Origin of the sequence: Nocardioides sp. InS609-2 (assembly GCF_023208195.1) — a bacterium.
Classification (GTDB): Bacteria; Actinomycetota; Actinomycetes; order Propionibacteriales; family Nocardioidaceae; genus Nocardioides.
Map to the genome: position 1 here is coordinate 2,491,452 of NZ_CP060034.1, position 22,004 is coordinate 2,513,455.

Genomic DNA, 22,004 nt, shown 5'->3' on the forward strand with positions numbered 1-22,004 from the left:
TTACCGTCTCTCCACGCCTACCACCCTCGGAGGACCCCATGGGCCTGCTCGACCTGTTCCGTTCCGAGAGGGACGACGTGGCGACGACCCGCTCGGCCCTCGACGCGGCCGCCGACCCGCAGAGCGACGACGGCGCCATCAACAAGCTGGTCGCCACGTTGCTCAACACCGGGCTCGACGGAGTCGGCCCGATCGCCTCGGCCACGGAGTACGCCGCCCGGGCCAGCAAGTCCGCCGGCGACGCGGAGAGTGCCATCGACAAGGTGGTCCGCACCACGACGATGCGGGGTGCCGCTGGTGGCTTCGTCACCGGACTGGGCGGGTTCGTGACGATGCCGATCGCGCTGCCGGTCAACGTGCTGGAGTTCTACGTCCAGGCCACCCGCATGGTGGGCGCGATCGCCTCCCTGCGTGGGTACGACGTCTCCGACGCTCGCGTCCGTACGGCGGTGCTGCTCACCCTGGTCGGCTCCGACGCCGACGACGTACTCGCCAAGGCCGGGCTCACGACCGGTGGCGGCCGCGTCGCGTCGATGGCGTTCAAGCGACTCCCTCCGCCAGCCCTGATGGTGGTCAACAAGGCAGTGGCGTTCCGGCTGCTCCGCGGCGTGGGCGGCAAGCTGTTCTCCAGGCTCGGCCGCGGCGTACCCGTCGTGGGTGGTGTCGTCGGTGGCGGCCTCGACGGCTGGATGATGCGGCGCATCGCGAAGCAGGCACGCGAGGAGTTCCCCGCGCTCTGACCCGGCGCTGAGATCTTGCCGGACTGACGTTTACCGTTCGCGCAGGGGGGCAGTGTGTCTCCGGGGGCCGCACCCGTGTGCGGGATCCATCAGCGTCACACCAGATTCCACGAGGAGATATCACATGCGCAGTTTCACCAAGTTCGCCGCTTCCGCGGTCGCCGCCACGCTTTTCGCAGCGCCGGTCGTCGCGATCGCTCCGGCCAACGCCGACTCCACGACCACCGTCGCCGCGCCCGTGCACGCGCTGGCCGCGAAGAAGATGTCACTGAGCCTGGACAAGAAGTACTCGCACTACGGCCAACCGGGCGTCAAGGTCACCGCCAAGTTCAAGGGCCGGGCCAAGGGCAAGGTCAAGTTCACCCAGAACGGCGCCGACCTCGGCACCGTCAAGATCAAGAAGGGCAAGGCGTCGGTCCAGCTGCCCCAGACCAACGCCCCCGGCGTCTACAAGATCAAGGCCAAGTGGAAGAAGGCCGTCGCCAAGGCCAAGGTCACGGTCTACGACTCGTCGCTCTCGCTGTCAGCCGTCTCGTTCACCGTCTCCAAGTCGGCGACGACCGAGCCGACGAGGATGAACGGCACCGTGAAGTTCAAGGGCGCCGTCGCCAACAAGGGCTACGTCGACATCTACAAGAACGGCAACGTCAAGGGCGGCAGCGGCTCTCCCGACTACTGCTGCATGGCGTCGGTCCAGGACGACGGCACCTTCGAGTTCAGCGGCTACACCTTCCTCGACGAGGTCGCCGACGCCAACGAGCCGGGCACCTACAACTACCAGGCGTTCTACACCGACGACGCCGGCTTCGACGACTACATCTACTCGTCGCCGATCGTGGTGACGGTCGTTCCCTGACCTCCACCGACACCAGCACCACCACGGCACCGCCGCCCGGCTCGTTCGGGCGGCGGTGTTGTCTTTGGCCCTAGTGTCGGGCCATGGGCGACAACGACGAGTACGACGTCATCGTGATCGGCGGCGGGCCTGCGGGCGAGAACATCGCGCAGTACGCCGTCCAGGGCAGCGACCGCACGGCCGTGATGGTCGAGGCCGAGCTGCTGGGTGGGGAGTGCTCCTACTACGCGTGCATGCCGAGCAAGGCGATGCTGCGCCCGCTCGACGTACGCTCGGCGGCGGCGCACGTCGGCGGGCTGACGGGCGTTCCCGAGGTCGATGTCGAGGGCTTGCTGAAGCGTCGCGACACCTGGGTCTCGCACTACTCCGACCACGGCCAGGTCTCGTGGGCGGAGGGCGCCGGGCTCGCGGTCGTGCGCGGGCGTGGCCGGCTCGCCGCTGAGCGCACCGTCACCGTCGGTGGCCGCACGCTGACTGCGCGGGAAGCCGTCGTGATCGCGACCGGCAGTGTCGCGGTGATCCCGCCGACCCTTGCCGACATCGCTGCCTGGACCTCGCGCGACGCCACCGGTGTGCGCGACGTGCCCGACCACCTCGTCATCGTCGGCGGCGGCGTCGTCGCGTGCGAGGCCGCCCGCTGGATGCGCGGCCTGGGCGCCCAGGTGACGATGTTGGTGAGGGGTCAGGGGCTGCTGGCGTCTTTCGAACCGTTCGCCGGGTCGCTCGTGCTCGACGCCCTGCGTGCCGACGGAGTCGACGTACGCCTCGACGTCGAGGTCACCGACGCACACCGAACGGCGGCCGAGGACACCGGGCTGGGCCGCATCCACGGCGGACCGGTGCGGCTGACCCTCGCGTCGGGCGTCGAGATCGAGGCCTCGGAGGTGCTGGTGGCGACCGGACGACGACCCGCCACCGACGACCTCGGCCTGGAGACCGTCGGCCTCACCGCCGACGACCTGGCTGCTGGCGACTCGCTGCCCGGCTGGCTGCACACCGTCGGCGACGTGAACGGCGAGGCGCCGCTCACCCACTGGGGCAAGTACCAGGCCCGCATCGTCGGCGCTCGGATCGCCGCTCGTTCTTCGCACGGCACCCAGCCGACCGTGCCGGACTTCGTGCCGGTGCCGCAGGTGGTGTTCACCGACCCTCAGGTTGCGTCGGTCGGGCTGACGGCCCGGCAGGCCAAGGAGGCCGGCCGCTCGTTCCACACCCTCGACCAGCCGCTGAAGGGCGCGACCGGCGCCGCGCTGCTGCGCGACGACCTGGCCGGCGAGGTCCGACTCGTGGTCGACGACGAGACCGACACCCTGCTCGGCGCGACGTTCGTCGGACCCGAGGTCGCCGACCTGGTGCACAGCGCCACCGTCGCCATCGTCGGGCAGGTGCCGCTCGCCGTACTGCGCCATGCGGTGCCGAGCTATCCCACCTCCAGCGAGATCTGGCTGCGCCTGCTCGAGGGCTAGGTCTCCATACACCCACCGAACTCGGTGGTCGAGTGCCCGCGAGGAACGAGCGGGTGTCTCGAGACCTCAATCGATGCCGGCGGTCCTGTCGAGGTGCTGGAGCAGCTCGTGCGCGGCCAGCTCGACCCTCTTGTGTCGCCACTCCGCGGCCCGGTAGACGCACGCGATCAGGGCCGAGCGGTGCACGCGGCGGAAGTCGCCCACCACGAAGGCATGCCGGGCCTTGGTCTCGTCGTTGGCGCCCTCGGTGAGGCCGAGGTGCCAGGCGGCGTAGTCGGGCCAGCCGTGCCGCTCGAGGAAGGCGTTCTGCGCATCGGCGTCGGGTTGTACGTCGCCCCAGTCGCTCTCGAGGACGTACTGCTTCGCGTCGACCAGCTTCCGGGTCGCGGCCAGTGCCGCGTCGTTGACTGTGTAGCGGGCCATGCGCCGACCCTGCCATCTCCGCCTCACCTTTTCGAGACCTCGGTGTTTCAGGAATGCCCGGGGCGGGCATGCATCGGCCGTGATCAACATCAAAATGCCCACCGCAGTCGGTGTCCTCGGCGTCACCCTCGCCCTGGTCGCCGGATTCGCGCCCGCCGGAGCAGCCAACGACGACACCGCAGGGCGGGTCGGCTTCGACCAGTCCGCGTATCCGGAGAAGGGAGTCGACGACGTCGCCGTACCCCCGAAGTGGGCGCGGACGCCGTACTCGCCACCACGCGGTGCCCGGGTCGCTCCCGGAGACCCCCGCACACAGGTCGACGTCCTCGTCGTCGCCACACCCGAAGCCGTGGCGCAGGCCGGCGGCCTGCCGGCGATCGTCACCTACGCCCAGGCCGAGATCGCCAAGACCAACGCCGCCTACGCGAACTCGCTGGTCACCACGCGCCAGCGGCTGGTCGACGTCGTGGCGACGCCCACGCCCGAGAGCACTGGGGTCGAGCCGGACCTCTTCGCCATCCAGAAACCCACCGACGGCCGCTTCGACGAGGTGTACGCCCAGCGCGATCGCGTCCACGCCGACCTGGTCCACCTGATCACCAGGGGCAGCGCCTCCGACCCGTACGGCGGCATCGCCTTCTCCGACATCAACCCGAACGCCGGCTTCGGCGTGACCACGCTGACCCACTCACCTCCGCTGACCTACGCCCACGAGACGGGTCACAACCTCGGCGCCGGTCACGACGCTGGCGCCAGGGAGACACCCTCGCAGCCGCTGCCCGCGCGCGGTCTGGCCAACGTCGCGAGCCGCTGGTTCACGATCATGGCCTACCCGACCGCGTGCCAGAACGCCGGCGTGACCTGCTCGGTCATCCCTTACTTCACCAACCCCGCGGTCGCCTACAACGGCGCACCCACAGGCACGACCGAGGCGAACAACGCGTCGGTGATCGAGGCCAACGCCGCCGCGGTGGCCAGTTACCGACAGTCGCAGCTCTACCCCGTCGCGCCGCTGATCTCCGGGGCCGTCCTCGGCAGGAAGGCCAAGGTCGACACCGGCGCCTGGACCCCGGCGGCGAGCCTCGCCGTCCAGTGGTATGTCGACGGCGTGGCCATCCCCGGCGCGACCGGCAAGAAGTTCAAGATCAAGCGCAAGTACGTCCACAAGTCGCTGACCGTCGGCGTCACCGGCACTGCCGCGTCGTACGCACCGGTCGGAATCGGCAGCGCGCCGGTCGAGGTCTCGAAGAAGCTGCTGCGCAAGACAAGGACGCCGAAGATCAAGGGCAAGGCCAAGAAGGGCAAGCGCCTCCACGTCAAGGTGAAGCAGTCCAGGCCGCGCTCGAAGATGAAATTCAGCTGGTACAGCAACAGCATCAAGATCAAGGGCGCCAAGGGCCGCTCCTACAAGGTGAAGAAGAAGGACCGCGGCACCTACATCCAGGTCCGGGTCACCTTCAAGAAGAAGGGCTTCGAGACGGTCATCAAGCCGAGTGCCTCGAAGCTGGCCAAGTAGCCATCTGACACGAGCTCGACCCACGACGGCCCCCGGGACTTCCTGGGGGTCGTTCGCATTTCGCCGAGGTAGGGGCCGGGTTCCCTAGAGTGTTGCGGTCCCCCTCGACAGGAGTCATCCATGTCCACCCCCGCACCCACCGCCTCTCCGCAGGGCGCGGCGCCCGAGAGCGACCTCGCCAGGTTCGCCCAGCGCAACGGCTCGGGCCCGAAGGTGGTCGCCGCGACGTTCCGGGACGGCTTCTGGGACCTCACCACGTTCCTGCAGTTCCTCTTCCACCTGCCGGTCATGCTGCTCCTGCTGTGGTTGCTGGGCATGACGTTCGACTTCGTGCCGCCGGTGCAGCCCTGATGGCCGCCATCCAGATCGCGGCATCCGACGGCCCCGCCGAGGCCTACCTGAGCAGACCTTCGGGCAGCGCACCCCTGCCCGGCGTGCTCCTCTACGTCGACGCGATCGGGCTGCGGCCACGGATCGAGGAGATGGCCGACCGCATCGCGTCGTGGGGGTACGTCGTGTTGGCGCCGCACGTCTTCTACCGCTGGGGCCTCGCCGACGCCCTGGCGCCGAAGGCCGACCTGCGCGCGCCGGGCGAGCGGGAGAAGTTCTTCGTGGGCGCGATGCAGCGAGTCGGCGGGCTGACCCCCGACCTCTCCAACGCCGATGCCCCGGCCTGGGTCGCGATGCTGCGTGAGCACGCGGCCCCGGGCCCGATCGGGGTCACCGGCTACTGCATGGGCGCCCGGCTGGCGATCCGCACTGCCGCGCTCTTCCCCGACGACGTGGCCGCTGTCGGCGGCTGGCACGGCGGCAGCCTGGCGACCGACGCCGACGACAGCCCGCACCGGCTGATCGACGGCACGCGCGCGCGTACTCCTTCGGGCATGCCGACAACGACCGCTCGATGCCGCCGGAAGCCGTGGCCACCCTCGGCAGGGCGCTGGTCGCGGCCGGGGTCGAGCATCGGAACGAGGTGTTCGCCGGGGCGGCTCACGGCTACACGATGTCGGACGCCCCGACGTACGACGAGACGGCGACCGAACGGCACTTCACCGCCCTCCGCGAGCTGCTCGCGCGTCTGTAACGGGGGCTAGGACAGCGCAGCACGGACGTCGGCCGACACCTGGGCGGCTGCGGCATCGGCGGCGGCCGAGACCCCGCCGAGCCCGAGGAAGCTGTGGTTGAGGGTCGGCCAGGTCCGGAAGGTCACCGGCGTGCCGGCGGCCGAGAGCGCGTCGGCGTAGGCACGACCCTCGTCACGGAGCACGTCGAAACCCGCAGTGTGCACGATCGCGGGCGCCAGCCCGGCCAGCGAACCTGCCGACGACCGGGCCAGGATCGGCGAGACCCGCCAGTCGTCGGCAGAGGTCGGCGCGTAGTGCTCGACGAAGGCGCCCATCGTGGTCAGCAGCAGGCCGTAGCCCGTGGCATTCGACTCGCGGGACGGGAACTCCGCGTTGCGCGCGCGGTCGGCGTAGGCACCCCGCCCGTCCACCACGGGTACGACGAGCAGCTGGGCTGCGAGGTCGAGGCCGAGGTCACGGCAGGCGATGGCCACCGAGGCCGCCAGCTGCGCGCCTGCACTGTCACCGCCCACGACCAACCCGGCCGTGGCTCCGCCCAGCTCGCCGAGCGAGTCGGCGGCCCACCGGGTGGCGGCCAGGCAGTCGTCGTACGCAGCGGGGAACGGGTGCTCGGGAGCCAGCCGGTAGTCGACCGAGACGACCACGACGCCAGCCTCGACCGCGAGCCGCCGGGCCTGGTGGAGGTGGGTGTCGATGCCGCCGAAGATCCATCCACCCCCGTGGAAGTAGACGAGTGTGCCGGCCACCTCGCCCTCGGTTGGCCAGAAGACGCGGGCCGGCACACCACCGGCGCTGACGTCGTGCTCCGTGGTGGCCGCGAGCCGAAGCCGCCATCGGGCCGCCGCGTTTGTGATCCGCGCATGCTGGCGTACCCCGGTCATCGTGGCGTCCGCGGCACTCGGTTCGGCTGCCCAGTGCTGCAGCCACGCATCGATGTCGGCGTCGAAGACCTCACTCATGTCCGGATCCTTTCGCGGGTGCACTCTCCCGGTAGTTGGTGGGTCGGTCAGCCGCCAGCGGCGGCCGCAGCACGCCCGGCCACCCGGCCGGAGAAGAGACAGCCGCCGAGGAACGTGCCCTCGAGCGCGTTGTAGCCCATCATCCCGCCGCCGCCGAAACCGTTGACCTCGCCCGCGGCGTACAGGCCGGGCAGGGGCGTGCCCGCGGCGGTGAGACAACGACCCTGCAGGTCGGTCTCGAGGCCGCCGAGCGTCTTGCGGGTGAGGATGTTGAGGCGGACGGCGATCAGCGGGCCGTTCTTCGGGTCCAGGAACTTGTGCGGGCCGGCGGTGCGCACGAGCTTGTCACCGCGGTAGGCGCGGTGGCCGCGCACGAACGTCAGCTGCGCGTCCTTGGAGAACGCGTTGTCGAGCTGGCGGTCGCGCGACTCGAGCAGCTGACGCAGCGAGCCGGCATCGATCAGGTCGCTCTCGCCGATGGAGTTCATGCCCTCGACCAGCGCCTCGACCGAGCCGGCCACCACGAAGTCCTCACCGTGCTTCTTGAACGCCTCGACCGGTCCGGGCGCACCGTCGCCGGTCACCCGCTGCAGCAGCAGCCGGACGTCCTTGCCGGTCAGGTCGGGGTTCTGCTCGGAGCCGGACAGCGCGAACTCCTTCTCGATCACCTTCTGCGTCAGCACGAACCACGAGTAGTCGTACCCCGTGGTGCGCAGGTGCTTGAGCGTGCCGAGCGTGTCGAAGCCCGGGAAGTACGGCGCGGGCAGCCGCTTCCCGGTCGCGTCGAGCCAGAGCGACGAGGGGCCGGGCAGGATGCGGATGCCGTGGTTGTCCCAGATCGGGTCCCAGTTGCGGATGCCTTCGACGTAGTGCCACATCCGGTCCGGGTTGATCACGCGTGCGCCGGTCGCCTCGGTGATCGCCACCATCCGACCGTCGACGTGGGCGGGCACGCCCGCCACCATCGTCTCGGGCGGCGCACCCAGCCGCTCGGGCCACATCTCCCGCACCAGGTCGTGGTTGCCGCCGACCCCGCCGGAGGTGACGATCACGGCCTGGCCCCGGGCCTCGAAGCCGCCCAGGGCGACCCGGTTGCTGGCCCGGCCACGATCGGCCGCGCTCGGCTCGAGCAGGGTGCCGCGCACCCGTCGTTCGAACGGCGCGACCACGCCGGGGCCGGTGCCCCAGGTGAGGTGGAAGCGCGGCACGGAGTTGCCGTGGCCATCGGCACGACCGTCGCCGCGCTCGGCCCAGCCGACGACCGGGAAGAGCCGGAGCCCCATGTCGCGCAGCCACGCACGCTTCTCGCCGGCCGCGAAGGCGACGTACGCCTCGGCCCACTTGCGCGGCCAGTAGTCCTCCTCGCGGTCGAACTGGGCGCTGCCGAGCCAGTCGGACCAGGCGAGCTCGTGCGAGTCCTTGACGCCCATCCGGCGCTGCTCGGGGGTGTCGACGAGGAACAGCCCGCCGAGCGACCAGAACGCCTGCCCGCCGAGCGACTGCTCGCCCTCCTGGTCGAGCAGCAGCACGCTGCGACCCGCGTCGGCAGCCTCGGCTGCTGCGACGAGGCCGGCGAGACCGGCCCCCACGACGATGATGTCGGCCTGCATCGGTGCTCCTTCTCGCGTGCTCACGGCACGGACCTGATCCGGTAGACGAGTGCGGCCCCGACCAGCGTGACGACCCCGGCGAGGTAGAAGAGCGCGGAGTAGCCGCCCGGTGACGAGATCACGAGCCCGGCGAGCAGGGGCCCGAGTGCCTGCGGGGTCGACGACCCGACGTTGAGAACGCCGAGGTCCTTGGCGCGATCTGCCGCGTCGGGGAGTACGGCGGTCACGAGGGCCTGGTCGACCGACAGGAACGCGCCGTACCCGAGACCGAGCAGGCCGGAGGCCACCAGCGCGGTGTCCATCGACGGGAACGCCGCGAGCAGGATGGCGGCGACCGCCTGGGTCGCGCTGGCGACCGCGACGAAGACCCGGCGCTTGCCGGTGCGGTCGGAGAGCCAGCCTGCGACCAGCGTCGCCGCGACGGTGCCGACGAGGTAGAGCAGCGTCAGCTGCAGGAGCGCGCCCTCGGGGTCGGCCACCTCGAGCGCGTCGCGCAGGAAGAACAGCAGGTACGTCGTGCCGAACGCGTTGCCGAGGTTGACCAGCAGCCGACCGGCGAACGCCCAGCCGAAGTCGGGGTTCGCGCGCGGGTCGACCCAGAGGCTGCCGACCACGGCACGCAGGCGGAGCGGCTCATCGGTCGCCCGGTCGCGGTCGCGGTGCACCGCGAGGAACGGCAGGGTCAGCACCACCAGCACGACCGTGAGCAGGCCGTAGCGGCCGACGGTCGGCCCGACCGCACCCACCGCCAGGATGCCGAGCACGATGCCGAGCGCCTGCGGGCCGAACATCGCGCCGGAGATCATCCCGCGCTGCGACTCCGGCACCCGGTCGGCGATCGTCGCGGTCAGCCCGGCCGACACCATCGCGTAGCCCAGGCTGGCCAGCACCCAGCACGCCGCGACGCCGGTCCACTGGGTCTGCAGACCCGTGAGCACCAGCCCGGCCGCGAACACCACGGTGCCCAGCGCGACCCAGATCCGGCGCCGCCCGAAGCGCGATCGCGTGCGGTCGCAGAGCGCCCCGAAGAGCGGCAGCACGATGATCGAGACGACCCCGACGAGGCCGTTGATGACGGCGAAGTCGCGGACCCGGTGCACCCGGTCGACGTCGTACAGCTGGTCGGGCAGGAGCAGCTGCACCGGCACCAGCCAGGCCATCCAGATGCCGAGCCAGACCAGCGTGAAGCCCAGGGTCCAGCTGCGGGTGACGGGCTGCGCCGGGGCGAGGGTCGTCAACGGGGCACGCCGAGAAGCCTGTCGAGGTGGTCGTTGGCGAAGACGCCCGACGGGTCGAGCCGGTCGCGGAGCGCGACGAAGTCGTCGAACCTCGGGTAGCGGTCGCGCAGCTCGGTGGACGTCAGCGAGTGCATCTTGCCCCAGTGCGGGCGGCCGCCGACCTGCGCGGCGAGCCGCTCGAGGGTGCCGAAGTACGCCGCCTGGTCGGGGCTGCCGGGCGGCACGTGGATGGCGACGTAGCCGGTGTCGCGGCCCGACGCGGTGGACAGTCCGATGTCGTCGGCGGCGGCGGTGCGGACCTCGACGGGTACGGCGATGCGCCAGTCGCTGGCCTCGACGACGGCCACCAGCTCGGTGAGCAACGGGAGCATGGCCTCACGCGGGACGGCGTACTCCATCTCGACGAAGCGGACCCGGCGCGGGGTGACGAAGACGCGGTGCGAGACGTCGGTGAACTCGCGGCTGCCCAGTGCCGCGGCGGCGACGCGGGCGGCGGGTCGGACCAGTGCGGGGACGCGGCTGCCGGCGGCGACGAGCCCGCCGAAGACGGTGTTGGAGAGGAAGTCGTCGTCCCACCAGGCCCGTCGGCGCGACAGTGGCTTCAGACCGCCGTCGATCGGGACCCGGGTGTTGACCTTCACGTTGGTCCTGCGGGTGTGCGGGAACCAGTAGAACTCGACGTGGTCGTGCGATGTGCTCAGCTCGTCGAATCGGTCGAGTGTCTCCTCGAGCGGGGCGGGGTACTCGTGGGCGTGGATCGCGAACGCCGGCACGGTCTGCAGGGTCACCGTCGACAGCACGCCGAGGGCACCCAGGCCGACCCGCGCGTGCTCGAACACGTCCCTGTTCTCGGCGGCCGAGCAGGCCAGCACCTCGCCGGCCGCCGTGACCAGCTCGAGCCCGCGCAGTTGCGTGGCGATCCCCCCGAACGCCGCGCCGGTGCCGTGCGTGCCGGTGGAGACAGCGCCCGAGACGGTCTGCTTGTCGATGTCGCCGAGATTGGTCAGCGCCAGGCCCTCGGCGTCGAGCAGCGCGTTGAGCCGGTGCAGCGGCATGCCGGCCTCGACCGTGACGAGCCCGGTGTCGCGGTCGACGGAGAGGAGCCGGTCGTGCCGGTCGAGCCGCAGCTGTACGTCGCGGGGCCGGCCGATCGCCGTGAACGAGTGGCCGCTGCCGATCGGGCGCACGCCCTTGCCCTGTGCGGCCGCGCTCGTGACCGCGTCGACGACCTCGGCAGTGCCGCGCGGGTGCTGCACCTCGATCCCGGTGGCGTGCTGGTTGCCGGCCCAGTTGGTCCAGCTCTCGGCAGCCGCGGTCGTACTCAGCCCCACGTCGAGCGCACCTCGTCGGCGACCTCGGCCGCCTGCCGCAGCCCGGTGCGGGCGGCAGCGGCGCGCTTCGACGGGTCGAGCACGTTCTTGCCGATCGCCAGCAGGGCCTCGGCGTCGGGCGAGACGAGCGCTGTGTGCGCCGCGCCGGTGCGGGCCAGCTGGCGGTCGGGGCGCGAGTCCTTGCTGAACGACCGCATCAGGGGCGCGAGCGCGACGATGCGGTCGGCGCCGGTGGCCAGGTCGACGTTCGCCGCCGAGCGCATCCCGCCGTCGATGAACCGGGTGCCACCGAACTCGACCGGCGGCCACACGAAGGGCACCGAGCAGCTGGACGCCACGGCATAGTCGACCGGGACACCGGCATGCCGGTCGAGCACGCGGAACCTACCCGTGTGCGCATCGACCGCGGTGACCCGGAGGTCGCGGTCTGGCCAGTCGTCGATGCCGATGCCCTGACGGATCACCTCGACGCGGTGCTCGGCGCTGCCGGGATGCGCCTTCAGCGCCCCGCGCCCCAAGCGCCGACGCCGGGTCCGTGCGGAGCCGGGCAGCACGATACGCGCGCCCATCTGGAGCATGAAGGCCGTGCCGAGCTGGGCGCCGATCGACTCGTCGGCCGGCTCGAGCTGACCGGCGTACAGCTCCTCGAGCAGCTGGCCGCTGGTGATCTGCGCCCCCACGACCGAGCCCGCCGACGTGCCGATCACCGTGTCGGCGTCGGTGAGATCGATCCCCTCGCGTTGCAGGCCGGTCAGCAGGCCGAGCATCCAGGCGATGCCGGTCACGCCACCGCCGCCGAGGACCAGGGCCCGGCCCGTCACACCGTCAGTCATGCGGGTCAACCTACCGGCGGGTACCCAGCTTCGGGAGTGCCTGCCCGGCAGCCGAGCGGCGGCCCCCTGCCCTGAGGCCCCTCACCTACCCCAGTGCAGGTCGGAGAGACTGCGCCGGTCCCGTTCCTCGGCCACCGGCCGCGCTGCGGGCCGGCCGAAGGCGGTCATCGACATCAGCTCCCACTCCGGGGCGATCGCGAACTCGGCGGTCAGCGCGGCCTTGTCGAAAGCCCGGAACTGCCGTGCCGCCAGCCCGCCCGCCTGCGCCTGCACGGTCATGTGGGCCACGGCCTGCCCCAGGTCGTAGGCCGCGAACTCGGAGTACTCCAGGTCGCTGTCATCGACCAACCGTCGGCATACGTTGAGCACGAGCAGGCCGGCCGAGGGCGCCCAGCGGCCAGAGCTCGCGGCCAGGTGCGGCAGGACCCGCGCATGGACCGGGTCACCGCGACGAGCGACGACGAACGCCCACGGCTGGGAGTTGCCGGCTGACGGCGCCCAGCGCGCCGCCTCCAGCAGGACGTCGACGTCTTCAGGCCCCAGGGCCTGCTCGGCGTCGAACAGCCTGGGGCTCCACCGGTGCCGCAACAACGGGTGGAGACGATCGAACGGGTCGCTCATCGGACGCGTCGGCTCGGGAGGGCGAACAACCCCGCGGCGTACAGCGTGACGAGGCCGGCCATCACGAGCCCCGATAGTACGGCGGCCATCGAGGCCGACCTGGCCAGCTCGGCCAGCTCGGCACCCAGTCCGGCCAGCCCAAGGGCCATCAGCGCGGTGCCGAGCCAGTAGAACATCCGCTCGCGGAACGCCCAGGCGAACGGCAGGAAGTGCAGTCCGACCACGGCCGCGACCAGGGCCGGGCGTGCCTCGTCGTGGCCGTTGTCGCTCAGCGTCATGGAGCCGACGCGGATCAGCAATAGCTCGCCGACCACGCACGCGACGTACACGACCATCGCGACGGTGGTCGGCACGAGGAACCGCCCCAGCCACCGCGGGAACGCGAACAGCAGCACCAGCGCGGCGATCACCAGGAGCACGACAAGCACGCGCGCGATCGTCGGGACCCTCCCGGTGAGGTCGGGCGAGTAGGAGAAGACGAACAGGACCGCGCCCGCCAATCCGACCAGCGCCCCGATCCGGCGTGGGTCCGCGAAGCGCGGCGGCGCGAAGTCGGCAGGCGGCTGTGGACGGGTCACGGGATCAGCGTGCCGCATCACCGGCTGGATGAGGAGGTCACGCCGGCGATGGTCTCGAAACCAGGTGCTCCTCGAAGGTAGGTCGCCCTTCAGCCGTCGGCGACGGTGTTCTGGTCGACCAGGACCTTCCATTGCTCGTGCTCGTAGGTCCAGGTGATAACTATCGCGAGGGGCACCGCTCCGTCGCCGTCGGTGTAGACCGAGTCGAAGAGGACCGAGGCCGTTTCACAGTCCGCGACTGCGGTGTGCCGGACCTTCAAGGTCTGCGTCCAGTCGTTACGGGCGAAGAAGCCGTCGATGAAGCCCGCCACCTCACTCGCCCCGATCAGCGTGTAGCCGCCAGGGAGCACCGCGGTCACGTCCCGGTGGAGGAGCGCGTTGAAGCCGCGGGCATCACGGTCGTCGGTGGCCCGGACGTAGGTCTGGACGGCCTTGTCGAACTGCCGGACGCACCGGTGGTCGCGGTCACCGCCACGTTCTGAAGGGGAGGCCACGGCCACGGCGGAGCCGCCGAGCGCGGACACTCCGGTGAGCAGGGTGGCGGCAAGAGCCGTGGCCAGGACCGTCGACAGCGGGGTTGGGATGGACATACGGTGCTCCTTCTCGGGGTGTTGCCGGATCATCAGTGAAGGTGCAGCCGGCCCGCCGGGCGGAGGGATTCGATGAGGTTCGACGAAGGGCAGCCGTGATCGTCGCCGAGCTCGACGCGCGCACGGCCTCGCGGGTCCGGTTGTCCGCGTCGCCCGCCGCGGAGACCGTGGCCTGGCTGCGCCTGGCCGTCTCCGGCAGGCGCGACTCCCTGGTCGGCCGGGCCGGCCTCACCGGTCAGCTGACGCGAGACGACGACGTACGGCTGCTCGCCACCCTCGTGCACGCCGGGAGACGTGGCTACCTGCCCGACTTCCTGACACCCAAGCCCGGCGTCTCCGACGTCCTGGAGACCCAGCTGGCGCAGGTGTCCGCCACGTCTGCCGACGAGGTCAGGCACCAGGTCCTGACCGAGACGTTCGCCGACGGGCCAGCGCCCGCAACGGTGGTGCGCGCGGTCGAGGACGGGGCGTTTGCACGCCGTGCCGCACGCGGCCTCGAGTCGCTCTGGCGGCACGCGGTCTGCGACGTGTGGGGCGCGTTCGGGCACTTGGTCGAAGCCGACATCGCCCGACTGTCGACGCTCCAGGGCCGAGCCGGCGTGACCGCGATGCTCGACACCCTGCACCCGCACGTCACCTACGACGGCGCCTGCCTGCAGGTCTGGATGCCGCCGTGGGAGGAGGCCGGCGTGCTCCGTAACACCGAGCTGGTGGTCTCGCCCGCGTTGTTGGACCTCCCTCGGGTGTCACCGCAGCTGTGCCGTCCGGGACAGGCGGTCCTGCGCTTCCCCGTCCGGACGATCGGCGATCCGTCCCCGACCGTGCGACGACGGTCGCTCGGCAAGCTGATCGGCGAGACCCGAGTCGGTCTCCTCTACGACCTGGTCACTCCCCGGTGCACGGCGTCCCTCAGCGAGCGGCACCGGCTGAGCGCAGCGACGGTGTCCTACCACCTCCAGATCCTTCACGACTGCGGACTGGTCACGCGGGTACGCCGCGGCAACGTCGTCGACTACCAACGCAGTCGGCGAGCCGAGACACTGCTCCGCGGCCCGGAGGTCACCGTCACCTGACGCGTGCGCGAAGCCCGGCGTCACACCGACGAGTGCACGCCCGCGAGCGTCGCGGGCAGCGAGGCGACGCCATACACGGCGGAGAGCTTGCGGAACTCCAGCTCGTCGAGCTCGGCGGTCGGGTGCAGGTCGGGGAACCTGCGGACCAGCTCGCGCAACGCGATGCGCAGCTCCATCCGGGCCAGCTCGGCGCCAACGCAGCGGTGCAGACCGTGGCCGAAGGCGATGTGCCGCGTGGGCGCGCGGGTCGGGTCGAAGGTGTCCGGGTCGTCGACCAGCTTGGGGTCGCGGTTGGCGGCGACCAGCGAGAAGCCGACGACGTCGCCGGAGGCGATGACGCGACCGTCGGGCAGGGGTACGTCGACGCGGGCGAACCGCGGGAACGCAACCTGTACGACGGTGAGGTGGCGCAGCAGCTCCTCGACCACGCGGTCGGCCGACTCGTCGTCGGCGAGCAGCAGCTCGCGGGCCGCCGGGGTGCGCGAGACGAGGTAGGCGCCGAGGGCGAGCATGCTGGCGGAGGTCTCGTAGCCGCCGAGGAACACCCCGTCGGCGATGCCGCCGAGCGTGACGTCGTCGAGCTCGTCGCCGTGCTCGGTGAGCAGTCCGCCGATCAGGCCGGGGCCGGGCTCGTCGCGCTGGCGGGCGACTGCGCCGATGAGGAACTCGCGTGACGCGGCGGCGGCGCCGAACGACCCGACACCGCCCTGGGAGAGGTCGAAGCGCGCGACGCCGAGGCCGGCAAAGCGCTCGCGGTCCTCGACGGGCAGGCCGAGCAGCTCGCAGATCACCTCGAACGGGATCGGGAAGGCGAAGTCGCTGACCAGGTCGAGCTCGGGTCCCTGCGCCTCGATCACGTCGAGCTGCGCGGCCACGATGCCCTCGATCAGGGGCTCCAGCCGGGCCAGCTTGCGCTTGGTGAACTCCGGCGTGAGGTAGCGCCGCAGCGTGGTGTGCAACGGCGGGTCGGTCATGCCGAGACCGCCGATCTGCTCCTCGGCGCTGCGCCCCTCCTGCGACACGAACTGCCCCAGGTCGTTGGAGAACGACGTGCCGTCGGCGAGCAGCCCCCGGCTGTCGTCGTACCCGGTGACGAGCCAGACGCCACGGCCGAAGAAGTCGCCCAACCGGGCGACCGGAGTCTGCTCGCGGAGCTCGCCGATCTGGGCGACCGGGTCGAACCCGTCGCGGCGGAACGGGAAGGTGAGCCGGTCGGGCATCCGGCGCAGGGCACGCAGGTCGAGGCCTTTGCGCATGGTGCGCCCGAGGACCAGTCGGCCGATGCGTGCGGTGATGCGGGAGCGGAGACTCATGGGGAGATTCCACCGCATCGACGCCCCGCGCGCATCGGGGTATGCCCTGAGAGTCCTCCGGGGGGTGTCATCCGACACTCTTCAATCGGTCGATGAGCGCCTTCGTGGCGGGCACGTTCTCGGCGCCGGGGCGATGCGCGAGCCCGACATGGCGGGTGCCGAGCGTCGCCGAGCTCCGGACCACGACGTCGGCGTGCTGGAACGCCTCGAGCGCCGAACGTGGCAGCAACGTGACCCCGAGCCCAGCCGCGACCAGCGCCTGGACGGCGACGTAGTCGTCCGACTCGTGCGCCAGGCGCGGCTCGAAGCCGGCCTCCCGGCAGCGCGCCACGAGGTGCTGGCGGCAGCGCGGACAGCCGCCGATCCAGGTGTCGTTGGCCAGGTCCCTGAGGCGTACGGCGCGGCGCCGGGCCGCCGGGTGGTCGGGCGGGAGCACCAGGTCGACCGGCTCGACACGGAGCGGGATCCACGTCAGGTCGCCGTCGTCCGGCGGCGGGCCGTCGTACCCGAAGACGAGTCCGAGGTCGGCCTCACCCTCGCGGACCGCGCGCCAGGTCTCTGGTGGCTCGGCCTCGACCATGCCCACCTCGACGGCCGGGTGGTCGCGGGCGAGCAGCTTCAGGGCGGCCGGCACGAGGGTGGCGGCGGCAGACGGGAAGGCGATCAGCCGGACGCGCCCGCCGCGCAGCTGGGCGAGCGAGGCCATCTCCTCGGTCGCCATGTGCAGCTGGCCGGCGACGGCGTCAGCCCGGCCGAGCAGCAGCTGTCCGGCCTCGGTCAGGGTCACCCCGCGGGTGCTGCGGACCAGCAGTGGGAGGCCGGCCTCGCGCTCCAGTCGCTGGAGGTGCTGACTGACGGCGGGTTGGGTCCAGCCCAGGTCTCGGGCGGCGGCGCTCAGCGAGCCAGCGCGTGCGACGGCCCGGAAGACGAGCACGCGCCTCGGGTCCATTCCCCAAGTATCGCTTATAGCTCGGGCTAGGAGAAGAGGTCTACCTTGGATCGTTTCCAGCAGCCATGCTGGACCCATGCAGACCATCGGACTCATCGGCGGCATGAGCTGGCACTCGACCGCGAGCTACTACCGGATCATCAACGAGGCGGTGGCGGCCCACCACGGCGGCCACGCCTCGGCGCGGATCGCGATGCAGTCGCTCGACTTCGCCGAGGTCCGGGCCTGCCAGCTCGACGGCGATTGGGACCGCGCAGCCGCGCTGCTCACCGACGCGGCGAAGGCGTGCGTCGCGGGCGGTGCCGACGTCGTCGCGATCTGTACCAACCTCATGCACAAGGTCGCCCCGCAGGTCGAGGCCGGCGCCGGCGTGCCACTGCTCCACATCGCCGACGCGGTGGCCGGGGTCGCCGCCCCGCACGGCTGGGACCGCCTCGGCATCCTCGGCGCCCGCTGGGTGATGGAGGAGACGTTCTACGCCGACCGGCTGGCCGGCCACGGCATCACCGCCCTCTCCCCCGATGCCGCCGACCGCGATCTCGTCGACCGGGTGGTCTTCGACGAGCTGACCCAGGGCCGCATCGAGGACTCCTCGCGCGCGGCGTACATCGAGGTCATCGAGCGCCTCGCCGAGCGCGGCGCCCAGGCGGTCGTGCTGGCCTGCACCGAGATCGGCCTCCTCGTCTCTGCGGAGGACAGCCCGCTGCCGCTCATCGACTCCGCCGAGGCGCACGCGACGGCACTGGCTGAGTTCGCGCTGGCCCCCGCCTACGCCTGACGCGTCAGCGGCCGCTGTTGCGCGGGTGCTCTCGGGCCTGCCGCTCGTTGCCGTGCTTGTAGTTGCCGGTCCAGCGCGCCATCACTGCGGGTCGTCGTTGACCTCGTCGAGGAACTCCGCGGCCCGGCGCCCGCGCAGCACACCGGCCTGTCGGCCGTGGTGGGTGATGAACACCCCGCCGCGGCGTACGTCGTAGTCGAAGCCTTCAGGTGCGGCATGTGGCCCTCCCTCGCTCACTTGCTGGTCGAGGAAGTCGCGGCGGCTGGGGCCATCAGGTCCCAGCGATTCCCGAAGCCATCACGGAAGACCACGACCGAGCCGTACGACTCGTGGCGAGGTTCCTCGAGGAGCTCCACACCGGCGGAGACGAGCCGGGCGTGGGTGGCCGCGAAGTCGTCGACGTGCCAGAAGAAGCCGACCCGGCCACCGGTCTGGTTGCCGATCGCGGCGACCTGTTCGGGTGTGCTGGCGCGGGCGAGAACCAGTCCGGCACCCCCACCCGCGGGGCGTACGACGACCCAGCGGCGCCCCTCGCCACGGTCGGTGTCCTCGACCAGCTCGAAGCCGAGGGCGCCGACATAGTGGTCGATCGCCGCGTCGTACTCGGGGACCAGCAGGGTGACCAGCTGCAGTCCGGTGTTCTCGCGCATGGCCAGACGATACGGGTCCTCCGAAAGCACCTTCACGTACCCAATTTTCGTGGCAGGCTGCGTCACGAGCAGATGGCCTCCCGGGCGGAACCGCACCTGCTCCCAGTCCCGTTGTCGGTGCCGCCACCGCGGCTTTCGTTGGATCCTCGGAGGGGTCATGCAGGGGTGGACCCTCTTCCTCGTCACGGTCGCGCTGTACTCCGCCCTCCCGCTGATCTTCGCGATGCGGCGCTCGAGCTACCAGAACCTGCTGATGTACGCCCACATCGCCGGCCTCACGGCGCTCGGCGCCCTGCTGGGCGCGGTCTACGTCTTCGACTTCGGTGACTTCCGCCTGAGCGCCGGACAGGTCGCGTTGGGCGGCTTCGTGTTCTCCACTCTCGTCATGGTCATCGTGGGCCGCGACCTGCAGGTGGTGCGCAACATCATCGCGCTGACCATCTCGGTCAACGTCCTGATCTACGTCACCTCCCAGATCAGCGGCACCGCCCTCGAGACCGAAGGCGTGCTCAACCCGTCGGCCACGTCGAGGGGCGTCTTCGACGTGTCGTTGCGGGTCGTGGTGCTCGGCGGCCTTCTCATCGTCCTGCTGCTCCTGGTGCAGCTGGCGATCCTCGAGCTGGCCAAGCGCCGGCTGCCGTCCACGGCCATGCCGGTCGTGTACGTCGCGGCGTTCGTCGCGATCCTCGTGATGGACGGCGTGCTGTTCCCGACCCTGGCGCTGACCCCGACCGACGACTACCTCGGCCTGATCCGCAACGGCGTGCTCGCCAAGCTCGTGCTCGCCGCGGCGTACTCCGTGCCGTTGCTGGCCTTCGTCATCTTCTTCCGCCCGGTGATCGAGCGCTTCGAGGGCCAGCCGCTCAACCTGCGCGGCCTCGTCACCGTGTCGCGAGACGAGCTGGAGCAGCGCCTCGAACGCCAGCAGTCCGAGTTGCAGACGCAGCGCGACCAGCTGCACGAGACGACCGAGAGTGCCGGCCGCGCGACCGCCACCGTCGACCGCATCCTTGACTCGGCCACCAACACGATCCTGGTCGCGCTCGACCCGGAGTTCCGGGTCACCCAGTTCAACTCCGGCGCCCAGCGCCTCCTCGGCTGGGAGAGCGCCGAGGTCACCGGCCGCAGCCCGGTGATGTTCCACGCCGCCGACGAGGTCGCCCGCCAGGCGGAGGAGCTCGGCACCGACCCCGACTACGCCCAGGTGATCATCGCGCAGGTCGGCACCGGCAAGCGCCGCGACTGGGAGTTCCTGGGCCGCGACGGCGTCGTGCACATGGTCTCGCTCAGCGTCACCGAGATCATCGTCGGCGGGCGCGGCCTCGGCTACCTCGCCGCCGGTGAGGACGTCACGAGTCGCCTGCGCGAGGAGAACGCCGTGAAGTCAGCGCTGCGCCGCGAGCACGAGGCCGTGGTTCGCCTGCAGGAGGTCAACCGCGTCAAGCAGGACCTCGTCTCAACTGTCAGCCACGAGCTGCGTACGCCGATCACCAGCATCCACGGCTACACCGAGCTGCTCAGCGACGGCAGCTTCGGTCAACTCACCGAGGAGCAGGCCGGCGCCCTGGAGCGCGTGCGGCACAACGCCGGCCGTCTCGAGGCGATGGTCAACGACCTGCTCGTCCTCGAACGCGCCGAGACCGGGGATCTGGAGCTGGAGTTCACCCCGCTCGACCTGCGCGAGACCGTGCACGACTCCAGCGGGATCCTCGACGAGATGCTCCAAGGCCGCGCCCTCGCCGTGGACATGAACCTCGCTGCCTCGCCCGTCTCCGTGTACGGCGACCGCGCGGCCATGGAGCGCGTGCTGGTCAACCTGCTCAGCAACGCCGTGAAGTTCACCCCCGGCGAGGGCCGGATCACGGTGACCGTGGCCGCTGACAACGGGCGCGCCGTACTCACCGTGTCCGACACCGGCATCGGCGTCGGAAAGGACGACCAGGCGCAGCTGTTCAACCGGTTCTTCCGGGCAGAGGAGGCCAACGAGCGGGCCATCCCCGGCTCCGGCCTCGGGCTGAGCATCGTGCACGCGATCGTCGCCGGGCACGGTGGCGTGGTCGGCGTCGAGTCCCAGCCCGGCGGCGGCACCACGATCAGCGTGAGCCTGCCGCACACCGATGTGCGGCCCGACTACGTCGTCAGCGAGACCGCAGTCAGCTGAGCCCGTGCAGACGGCCTTCCTGGCAGCCACTCTGGTCGTCGCGCCGTCCGGAGGCGCCTGATCCCCCATCAGACGTCGCGGGCGCCGGCCAGAACTGGTTCGGGCTGCACGGGCTCGGGCCGTTCCACCGCGGGTGCGCGCATCGGGCGGAGCGCGCCCGCCACCTCGACCAGCTCGGACACCATCGATCGCGCCGAGCGATCGAGGTCGGCATCCTTGCGGACCTGCCCGTCCTCGATTCGCTCCCCGATCCGGAGAGCGACCGTCGCGCCGATGGGCATCATCTTCAGCGTCGTCACGACCTGCTTGGTCATCTGCACGCTGCGGGTGCCGGCGGAGGTGTTGCCGTAGCTGACAAAGGCGACCGGCTTCCAGGCCCACTCGTGGTAGAGGAAGTCCAAGGCGTTTTTCAGCACCGCTGGCATGCCGTAGTTGTATTCCGGGGTGACGATGACGACGGCGTCCGCTGCGGCCACCTGTTGGCTCCAAGCGCGCGTGTGGGCGTGGGCGTAGCGACCGCTGGAGGGGTGCTCCGGCTCGTCGAGGAACGGCAACCCGATCGCGGCCAGGTCGGCCACGTCGTACTCGACTCCTTCCTCGACCCCGTGGACGCGGGTCGCCTCCACGAACCACTGACCGATCGCCGGGGCGAGACGGCCCGGTCGGGTGCTGGCAACGATGACAAGAACTCGGGTACGCGATTTCAATGACATGTCACTGACTTTGGCAGATCATTGATGACGTGTCAACAAACTTGCTAGAGTTCTCTCATGACGACCCGGTGGCTGAACGACGACGAGGAGCGGACCTGGCGTGCCGTCCGCCGCTTGATGACGGTGCTGCCGGCACGGGTCGCGCGCGACCTGACCGCCGACTCCGGCCTGTCGGCCCCGGACTACGAGGTTCTCAGCACGTTGTCGGAGAAGCCGAAGCGCAGGTGGGCTCTCAAGGACTTGGCCGCAAAGATGGAGTGGTCGCGGAGCCGGCTGTCTCACCACACGGCCCGGATGGAGACGCGCGGCTTGGTGGCACGCGAGCCCGATGCCGACGACGCACGCGGCTGCATCCTGCACCTGACGGAAGCCGGTTTCGAGGCTCTGAAGGAGGCGGCGCCCCGGCACCTTGACTCCGTGCGCACCCGCTTCATCGACCACCTCACCCCCGCGGAGCTGCGCACCCTGGAGCGGGTGGCGTCCCGGGTCGCGGATCTGGCCGACTGAGCGTGATGTGCTGC

Annotated in this window: 24 protein-coding genes and 1 pseudogene; 11 read left to right on the forward strand and 14 right to left on the reverse strand. The window is 71.0% G+C overall.

Annotated features, from left to right (window positions below; genetic code table 11):
• The first annotated feature begins 38 nt into the window (after positions 1 to 38).
• The 3 genes from H4Q84_RS12870 to H4Q84_RS12880 all read left to right on the forward strand — a co-directional run bounded on the left by H4Q84_RS12870 (position 39) and on the right by H4Q84_RS12880 (position 3,062).
• Positions 39 to 740 (forward strand): EcsC family protein, encoded by a 702-nt coding sequence (locus H4Q84_RS12870; RefSeq protein ID WP_248579498.1) that lies wholly within the window; start codon positions 39 to 41, stop codon positions 738 to 740.
• Between the two features lie 124 nt (positions 741 to 864).
• Positions 865 to 1,596 (forward strand): hypothetical protein, encoded by a 732-nt coding sequence (locus H4Q84_RS12875; RefSeq protein WP_248579499.1) that lies wholly within the window; start codon positions 865 to 867, stop codon positions 1,594 to 1,596.
• An 83-nt stretch (positions 1,597 to 1,679) separates the two neighbouring features.
• Complete coding sequence (locus H4Q84_RS12880; protein ID WP_248579500.1) at positions 1,680 to 3,062, forward strand: NAD(P)/FAD-dependent oxidoreductase; 1,383 nt, start codon at positions 1,680 to 1,682, stop codon at positions 3,060 to 3,062.
• A gap of 66 nt (positions 3,063 to 3,128) precedes the next feature.
• Here the strand turns inward: H4Q84_RS12880 and H4Q84_RS12885 are convergent, their stop codons facing one another.
• Entirely contained in the window at positions 3,129 to 3,485 is a 357-nt protein-coding gene (locus H4Q84_RS12885; protein ID WP_248579501.1) for a hypothetical protein, read from the reverse strand.
• A gap of 79 nt (positions 3,486 to 3,564) precedes the next feature.
• Here H4Q84_RS12885 and H4Q84_RS12890 point away from each other — a divergent pair, with 79 nt between their 5' ends.
• The 4 genes and pseudogenes from H4Q84_RS12890 to H4Q84_RS23175 all read left to right on the forward strand — a co-directional run bounded on the left by H4Q84_RS12890 (position 3,565) and on the right by H4Q84_RS23175 (position 6,085).
• The gene (locus H4Q84_RS12890; protein WP_248579502.1) at positions 3,565 to 5,001 is read left to right on the forward strand and encodes a M12 family metallo-peptidase; all 1,437 of its coding nucleotides are present in this window, start codon (positions 3,565 to 3,567) and stop codon (positions 4,999 to 5,001) included.
• A gap of 120 nt (positions 5,002 to 5,121) precedes the next feature.
• Positions 5,122 to 5,352: a hypothetical protein gene (locus tag H4Q84_RS12895; RefSeq protein WP_248579503.1), complete on the forward strand. Its 231-nt coding sequence runs from the start codon at positions 5,122 to 5,124 to the stop codon at positions 5,350 to 5,352.
• Positions 5,352 to 5,771, forward strand: a pseudogene (locus H4Q84_RS23170) (dienelactone hydrolase family protein); the annotation flags it as partial. The gene H4Q84_RS12895 and the pseudogene H4Q84_RS23170, both read left to right, overlap by 1 nt.
• 134 nt (positions 5,772 to 5,905) lie before the next feature.
• A complete protein-coding gene (locus H4Q84_RS23175) occupies positions 5,906 to 6,085 on the forward strand; it encodes a dienelactone hydrolase family protein (protein ID WP_282580351.1) in 180 nt (59 codons plus the stop codon).
• A gap of 6 nt (positions 6,086 to 6,091) precedes the next feature.
• Here the strand turns inward: H4Q84_RS23175 and H4Q84_RS12905 are convergent, their stop codons facing one another.
• The 8 genes from H4Q84_RS12905 to H4Q84_RS12940 all read right to left on the reverse strand — a co-directional run bounded on the left by H4Q84_RS12905 (position 6,092) and on the right by H4Q84_RS12940 (position 13,846).
• Positions 6,092 to 7,045 carry an alpha/beta hydrolase gene (locus tag H4Q84_RS12905; protein ID WP_248579505.1) on the reverse strand — a complete coding sequence of 318 codons (954 nt, stop codon included), beginning with the start codon at positions 7,043 to 7,045 and terminating at the stop codon, positions 6,092 to 6,094.
• Between the two features lie 47 nt (positions 7,046 to 7,092).
• Entirely contained in the window at positions 7,093 to 8,655 is a 1,563-nt protein-coding gene (locus tag H4Q84_RS12910; protein ID WP_248579506.1) for an FAD-binding dehydrogenase, read from the reverse strand.
• 20 nt (positions 8,656 to 8,675) lie between these two features.
• Positions 8,676 to 9,893 (reverse strand): MFS transporter, encoded by a 1,218-nt coding sequence (locus tag H4Q84_RS12915; RefSeq protein ID WP_248579507.1) that lies wholly within the window; start codon positions 9,891 to 9,893, stop codon positions 8,676 to 8,678.
• Positions 9,890 to 11,224, reverse strand: coding sequence for a D-arabinono-1,4-lactone oxidase (locus H4Q84_RS12920; protein ID WP_248579508.1), 1,335 nt, complete (start codon positions 11,222 to 11,224; stop codon positions 9,890 to 9,892). Before H4Q84_RS12920 ends, H4Q84_RS12915 begins: the two co-directional genes overlap by 4 nt.
• Positions 11,215 to 12,057, reverse strand: coding sequence for a patatin-like phospholipase family protein (locus tag H4Q84_RS12925; RefSeq protein WP_248579509.1), 843 nt, complete (start codon positions 12,055 to 12,057; stop codon positions 11,215 to 11,217). The genes H4Q84_RS12920 and H4Q84_RS12925 overlap by 10 nt, the downstream gene beginning before the upstream one ends.
• Before the next feature lie 81 nt (positions 12,058 to 12,138).
• Positions 12,139 to 12,678, reverse strand: a complete 540-nt coding sequence (locus H4Q84_RS12930; protein ID WP_248579510.1) for a nitroreductase family protein — start codon at positions 12,676 to 12,678, stop codon at positions 12,139 to 12,141.
• Positions 12,675 to 13,256, reverse strand: coding sequence for a hypothetical protein (locus tag H4Q84_RS12935; protein ID WP_248579511.1), 582 nt, complete (start codon positions 13,254 to 13,256; stop codon positions 12,675 to 12,677). The genes H4Q84_RS12930 and H4Q84_RS12935 overlap by 4 nt, the downstream gene beginning before the upstream one ends.
• Before the next feature lie 89 nt (positions 13,257 to 13,345).
• Positions 13,346 to 13,846, reverse strand: coding sequence for a DUF4440 domain-containing protein (locus tag H4Q84_RS12940; protein ID WP_248579512.1), 501 nt, complete (start codon positions 13,844 to 13,846; stop codon positions 13,346 to 13,348).
• A 95-nt stretch (positions 13,847 to 13,941) separates the two neighbouring features.
• Here H4Q84_RS12940 and H4Q84_RS12945 point away from each other — a divergent pair, with 95 nt between their 5' ends.
• The gene (locus H4Q84_RS12945) at positions 13,942 to 14,919 is read left to right on the forward strand and encodes a winged helix-turn-helix domain-containing protein (RefSeq protein ID WP_248579513.1); all 978 of its coding nucleotides are present in this window, start codon (positions 13,942 to 13,944) and stop codon (positions 14,917 to 14,919) included.
• Between the two features lie 20 nt (positions 14,920 to 14,939).
• Here the strand turns inward: H4Q84_RS12945 and H4Q84_RS12950 are convergent, their stop codons facing one another.
• Together H4Q84_RS12950 and H4Q84_RS12955 are read right to left on the reverse strand one after the other, a co-directional pair.
• Positions 14,940 to 16,232 (reverse strand): cytochrome P450, encoded by a 1,293-nt coding sequence (locus tag H4Q84_RS12950; RefSeq protein ID WP_248579514.1) that lies wholly within the window; start codon positions 16,230 to 16,232, stop codon positions 14,940 to 14,942.
• 67 nt (positions 16,233 to 16,299) lie between these two features.
• Positions 16,300 to 17,181 carry a LysR family transcriptional regulator gene (locus H4Q84_RS12955; RefSeq protein WP_248579515.1) on the reverse strand — a complete coding sequence of 294 codons (882 nt, stop codon included), beginning with the start codon at positions 17,179 to 17,181 and terminating at the stop codon, positions 16,300 to 16,302.
• 76 nt (positions 17,182 to 17,257) lie between these two features.
• Between H4Q84_RS12955 and H4Q84_RS12960 the strand changes: the two genes are divergently transcribed.
• A complete protein-coding gene (locus tag H4Q84_RS12960; RefSeq protein ID WP_248579516.1) occupies positions 17,258 to 17,959 on the forward strand; it encodes an aspartate/glutamate racemase family protein in 702 nt (233 codons plus the stop codon).
• Positions 17,960 to 18,040: 81 nt separating this feature from the next.
• Here H4Q84_RS12960 and H4Q84_RS12965 read toward each other — a convergent pair whose 3' ends face one another.
• Together H4Q84_RS12965 and H4Q84_RS12970 are read right to left on the reverse strand one after the other, a co-directional pair.
• Complete coding sequence (locus tag H4Q84_RS12965) at positions 18,041 to 18,196, reverse strand: hypothetical protein (RefSeq protein WP_248579517.1); 156 nt, start codon at positions 18,194 to 18,196, stop codon at positions 18,041 to 18,043.
• A complete protein-coding gene (locus H4Q84_RS12970; RefSeq protein WP_248579518.1) occupies positions 18,193 to 18,609 on the reverse strand; it encodes a VOC family protein in 417 nt (138 codons plus the stop codon). Before H4Q84_RS12970 ends, H4Q84_RS12965 begins: the two co-directional genes overlap by 4 nt.
• Positions 18,610 to 18,766: 157 nt before the next feature.
• Between H4Q84_RS12970 and H4Q84_RS12975 the strand changes: the two genes are divergently transcribed.
• Entirely contained in the window at positions 18,767 to 20,770 is a 2,004-nt protein-coding gene (locus H4Q84_RS12975) for a PAS domain-containing sensor histidine kinase (protein WP_248579519.1), read from the forward strand.
• A 68-nt stretch (positions 20,771 to 20,838) separates the two neighbouring features.
• On the opposite strand, the gene H4Q84_RS12980 is transcribed toward H4Q84_RS12975, so the two are convergent.
• Positions 20,839 to 21,483: an NAD(P)H-dependent oxidoreductase gene (locus H4Q84_RS12980; protein ID WP_248579520.1), complete on the reverse strand. Its 645-nt coding sequence runs from the start codon at positions 21,481 to 21,483 to the stop codon at positions 20,839 to 20,841.
• A 57-nt stretch (positions 21,484 to 21,540) separates the two neighbouring features.
• Here H4Q84_RS12980 and H4Q84_RS12985 point away from each other — a divergent pair, with 57 nt between their 5' ends.
• A complete protein-coding gene (locus H4Q84_RS12985; RefSeq protein ID WP_248579521.1) occupies positions 21,541 to 21,990 on the forward strand; it encodes a MarR family transcriptional regulator in 450 nt (149 codons plus the stop codon).
• The last annotated feature ends 14 nt before the right edge of the window (positions 21,991 to 22,004 follow it).

Excerpts from the sequence above, each read along its gene's own strand:
- H4Q84_RS12870 (WP_248579498.1), top strand. The coding sequence starts at position 39 with ATGGGCCTGCTCGACCTGTTCCGTTCCGAGAGGGACGACGTGGCGACG.
- H4Q84_RS12875 (WP_248579499.1), top strand. The coding sequence starts at position 865 with ATGCGCAGTTTCACCAAGTTCGCCGCTTCCGCGGTCGCCGCCACGCTT.
- H4Q84_RS12880 (WP_248579500.1), top strand. The coding sequence starts at position 1,680 with ATGGGCGACAACGACGAGTACGACGTCATCGTGATCGGCGGCGGGCCT.
- H4Q84_RS12885 (WP_248579501.1), bottom strand. The coding sequence starts at position 3,485 with ATGGCCCGCTACACAGTCAACGACGCGGCACTGGCCGCGACCCGGAAG.
- H4Q84_RS12895 (WP_248579503.1), top strand. The coding sequence starts at position 5,122 with ATGTCCACCCCCGCACCCACCGCCTCTCCGCAGGGCGCGGCGCCCGAG.
- H4Q84_RS23175 (WP_282580351.1), top strand. The coding sequence starts at position 5,906 with ATGCCGCCGGAAGCCGTGGCCACCCTCGGCAGGGCGCTGGTCGCGGCC.
- H4Q84_RS12905 (WP_248579505.1), bottom strand. The coding sequence starts at position 7,045 with ATGAGTGAGGTCTTCGACGCCGACATCGATGCGTGGCTGCAGCACTGG.
- H4Q84_RS12910 (WP_248579506.1), bottom strand. The coding sequence starts at position 8,655 with ATGCAGGCCGACATCATCGTCGTGGGGGCCGGTCTCGCCGGCCTCGTC.
- H4Q84_RS12925 (WP_248579509.1), bottom strand. The coding sequence starts at position 12,057 with ATGACTGACGGTGTGACGGGCCGGGCCCTGGTCCTCGGCGGCGGTGGC.
- H4Q84_RS12930 (WP_248579510.1), bottom strand. The coding sequence starts at position 12,678 with ATGAGCGACCCGTTCGATCGTCTCCACCCGTTGTTGCGGCACCGGTGG.
- H4Q84_RS12940 (WP_248579512.1), bottom strand. The coding sequence starts at position 13,846 with ATGTCCATCCCAACCCCGCTGTCGACGGTCCTGGCCACGGCTCTTGCC.
- H4Q84_RS12950 (WP_248579514.1), bottom strand. The coding sequence starts at position 16,232 with ATGAGTCTCCGCTCCCGCATCACCGCACGCATCGGCCGACTGGTCCTC.
- H4Q84_RS12955 (WP_248579515.1), bottom strand. The coding sequence starts at position 17,181 with ATGGACCCGAGGCGCGTGCTCGTCTTCCGGGCCGTCGCACGCGCTGGC.
- H4Q84_RS12960 (WP_248579516.1), top strand. The coding sequence starts at position 17,258 with ATGCAGACCATCGGACTCATCGGCGGCATGAGCTGGCACTCGACCGCG.
- H4Q84_RS12970 (WP_248579518.1), bottom strand. The coding sequence starts at position 18,609 with ATGCGCGAGAACACCGGACTGCAGCTGGTCACCCTGCTGGTCCCCGAG.
- H4Q84_RS12975 (WP_248579519.1), top strand. The coding sequence starts at position 18,767 with ATGCAGGGGTGGACCCTCTTCCTCGTCACGGTCGCGCTGTACTCCGCC.
- H4Q84_RS12980 (WP_248579520.1), bottom strand. The coding sequence starts at position 21,483 with ATGTCATTGAAATCGCGTACCCGAGTTCTTGTCATCGTTGCCAGCACC.
- H4Q84_RS12985 (WP_248579521.1), top strand. The coding sequence starts at position 21,541 with ATGACGACCCGGTGGCTGAACGACGACGAGGAGCGGACCTGGCGTGCC.